This is a genomic window from Sphingobium sp. HDIP04 (assembly GCF_000445085.1).
GTDB classification, from domain to species: Bacteria; Pseudomonadota; Alphaproteobacteria; order Sphingomonadales; family Sphingomonadaceae; genus Sphingobium; species Sphingobium indicum.
Window position 1 is genome coordinate 1 of the sequence record NZ_ATDO01000035.1, and the last position, 3,269, is coordinate 3,269.

Sequence of the window (3,269 nt, forward strand, 5' to 3'; positions counted from 1 at the left end):
GGTAGGTCCACTTGCCCCGCACCTTGACGTAGGTTTCATCCAGGCGCCAGCTCGGATCAAAGCCACGCCGCCAGAACCAGCGCAGCCGCTTCTCCATCTCCGGGGCGTAGCACTGGACCCAGCGATAGATCGTCGTATGGTCGACCGAAATGCCGCGTTCCGCCAGCATTTCCTCAAGGTCGCGATAGCTGATCGGATAGCGACAATACCAGCGCACCGCCCACAGGATCACATCACCCTGGAAATGGCGCCACTTGAAATCCGTCATCGTTCCGTCCGTCCAATCTCCGCCAAGCATGCTCAAGCTTCACGATTTTTGCAACAGAGCCGACATATCTATAGGGGCTCGGCGACGGATCAACGGAATCGGCCATCAAATACTCCCAGTCGCCAGCAGGTGTGAAGCTTGATGTCTGCCGGCCTGCAAAGTCCCAGGCCGACAATATTGAGGGACGTGACGGTGCCCCCTCCCTCAGGCGCCCATGCCAGGCGCACGTCAATCGAACTTGAAGCCAAGCGTGACTCCATAGGTCGCTGGCCGAGCAGCAAATCGCGAGATCGAGTCGTTGAAAGTGATCACGCTGGTGAAGTAATATTTGTTGAAGATATTCTTGCCCCAGAGGGACACGGTCCAGCGCCCATCCGGCGCCTCGTATCCCACCCGCGCGTCGAACGTGGCGTAGCCCTTCATCTCGAAGGGATGAATCAATCCTGGAAGTACCTTGTTCACCGGCGATGGTGGGATGACGATGCGTCCGCCGCCGATTACCGCGTCCTGCGAGGATCGCGCATTCATCGTAATTCCGATGAAGGGCGCTCCGCCATTGTCGAGCCGAGCCTTGTAGTCGGCATTGAGGCCGACATTCCACTTCGACGTGAAGGGCAGCCGGTCGCCCGCGAAATTGTTGACCTCTCCGATCGCGTTGTAACCCGAATAGCGTTGGACCTTGCTATCGAGATAGGTGAGGGATCCTGTGAGACTAAGGCCCGGCAAGGGGTTGATCGTCACATCTCCATCGAAACCAAGGACGCGCGATTTAGGAACATTGACGAGGAGGTCGAGCACGGAAAACAATGGATCGTTGATCTTTCCGCGCACCTGCTTGTTACGATAATCATAATAGAAGCCGGCCAGGTTGAGCTGCACCTTTCGATCCCAGAGACCCAGCTTCGCGCCGGCTTCGTAGGCAGTGAGTTGCTCCTGTGTCACCGGGTTCAGCGAGGACTGGCTTGCGGTAGCGAGTACCGGGAAGCTGCCTGCCTTATACCCGCGAGACACGTTCGCATAGAGCAACGAGGTGGGCCCGACATGATAGTCCACACCGGCCCGCCAGGACACATTGTGCTGGTTGAGCTGGCCGATATAGGGCGTCCCCGGGACGTTGTTCTGGTTGAGCGCGTAGCAGTCATTGATGCCGATCGGCGTGAACGGCACGGTCCCGAGAAGGCTTCCCAGCAGGTTGAGGAGTTGCGCCACCCGTCCGTCCCCACCGTCGTAGGTGCATGTCAGCGCGTGATTGTGGCTGTTGGTATACCGAACTGCGCCTTTCAGCGTCAGCCTGGACGTCAGGTCATATTCAGCGTTCCCAAAGATAGCATAGTTCCTGATCCGCTGGCGATTGTATACGCCCCCCGCATCGATGAAATTGGCACCGGCATTGTTCTGGGACGAATCTGCGAAGTTGAGGAACTGGTTCTCGTAAGTGCGGCTGCGCTCATAGTTGGCGCCGAGAACCCATCGGAACGCCGACTTGCTCGAGTTGGCAAGGCGCACTTCCTGGTTGAAGGTGGTGATCCGGCCATCGTCCCTGACCAGATCGCCTTGTGCAAGCGCCATGCCATCACCATCGGTCGTCTGCCGCTGGGTGTAGTGGCCGTAAGAGGTGAGCGACGTCAGCGTGATCGCTTCGGTGAGATCGATGTCCGCGCGGAGCGCGGGCTGGTAGAATTTGCGGTCGCTGCGCGGCGTACTGATACCCGTCGACCAGTCGGCTGCTCGGGGATTTTGTGGCGAGAACGGATAATCGATCGACGATTGCTGCACGAAAGGGTTCTGGCCGCGAAGTGCGATGTATTGGGGGGCTTGCGGATCCGATGTATCACGCCACGCATTCAGGCTGAGCGAGAACCGCACGCTGTCCGACGCATCCCAATCGACGATGGCGCGCCCTGTGATATAGGAGACCTTTCCGTTGGTGTCGTAGGGGCGACTGTTGCTGCGCTGCCAGTCATCGGTGTGTGTGCCGCTAACAGCTATCCGGGCGCGCAGGTTCTCGGTGATCGGGCCGCTCAGATAGGCATTGCCGTCAATTTCGTTGAAGCGGCCGTAGCTGATGTCGCCGCCTGCTGTGAAGCTGCGGGTCGGCTTGGCCGCGATATAGTTGATCGCACCGCCGGTTGAGTTCTGGCCGAACAAGGTTCCCTGCGGGCCTTTCAGGACCTCGATCCGCTGAAGATCGAACGCCGAATGGCTTGCCAGAACCGGAAACGGAAGAGGGGCCTGGTCGACGTAGACGCTGACCGCCGGGTAGACGCCGAGCGAGCTTTCGTTGAAGCCTACGCCACGCAATGTGAGGATCGGCGTGTTGGTGGCGCTTTGCGCGTAGGCAAGGCCAGGGATGGCGGACGCGACGTCCTGAAGCGACGTTATCTTACGCTCCGCCAGCGCATTACCGGATAGCGCTGTGATCGACAGGCCGACATTGTTGAGTTTTTCCTCGCGCTTATTCGCGGTAACCACGATCTCGTTTGCGCCCTGCGCGGTCGCAGCGTTCGGCGCGGGCGCCGATGCCGGTGCGTCTTGCGCCGAAGCGGCACCCCCGCCCGCGAGCAGGAGCCCAGCGACGCTACAGTAAAGATAAGCTCTCATGAATCATCCCCTCGTTTGTCTTTTATCTGCTCGAAGCATGGTCCATATTCGGATCGGTTGTGTGCGTCAAGTGGCTCTGTTGCAAAGATTGGCGGCAGTCAGAGGTAGGCTGTCGCTCTGCGCCGATCAGGCGGCTGCTGCGAAATGGTGGTTGAGCATGCCCATGGCCTCCGTCAGCGCCGAGGGCCCAATGCCAAAAGCTCTCTCCACAAGGCGCACCTCGCCCCTGATGCCGGGCTGCAGGCACCAGGGGCGAGCCTGTCCTTTGCGCAGGGCTCGCATGACTTCGAATCCCTTGATCGTGGCATAGGCCGTGGGGATCGATTTGAAACCGCGCACCGGCTTGATCAGTATCTTGAGCTTTCCGTGATCGGCCTCGATCACGTTATTGAGATACTTC

At 59.3% G+C, this 3,269-nt stretch carries 3 protein-coding genes; all 3 read right to left on the reverse strand.

The genetic code is table 11. The features are described 5' to 3' along the window. Positions 1–268, reverse strand: a 268-nt coding sequence (locus L286_RS26665; protein ID WP_004154064.1) for an IS6 family transposase, incomplete at its 3' end; no start/stop codon positions are given. 228 nt (positions 269–496) lie between these two features. Further along, on the reverse strand, positions 497–2,869 hold the full coding sequence (locus L286_RS26670) for a TonB-dependent receptor (protein WP_021222973.1): 2,373 nt from the start codon (positions 2,867–2,869) through the stop codon (positions 497–499). Between the two features lie 126 nt (positions 2,870–2,995). After that, positions 2,996–3,269, reverse strand: a 274-nt coding sequence (locus tag L286_RS26675; RefSeq protein WP_021222970.1) for a DDE-type integrase/transposase/recombinase, incomplete at its 5' end; no start/stop codon positions are given.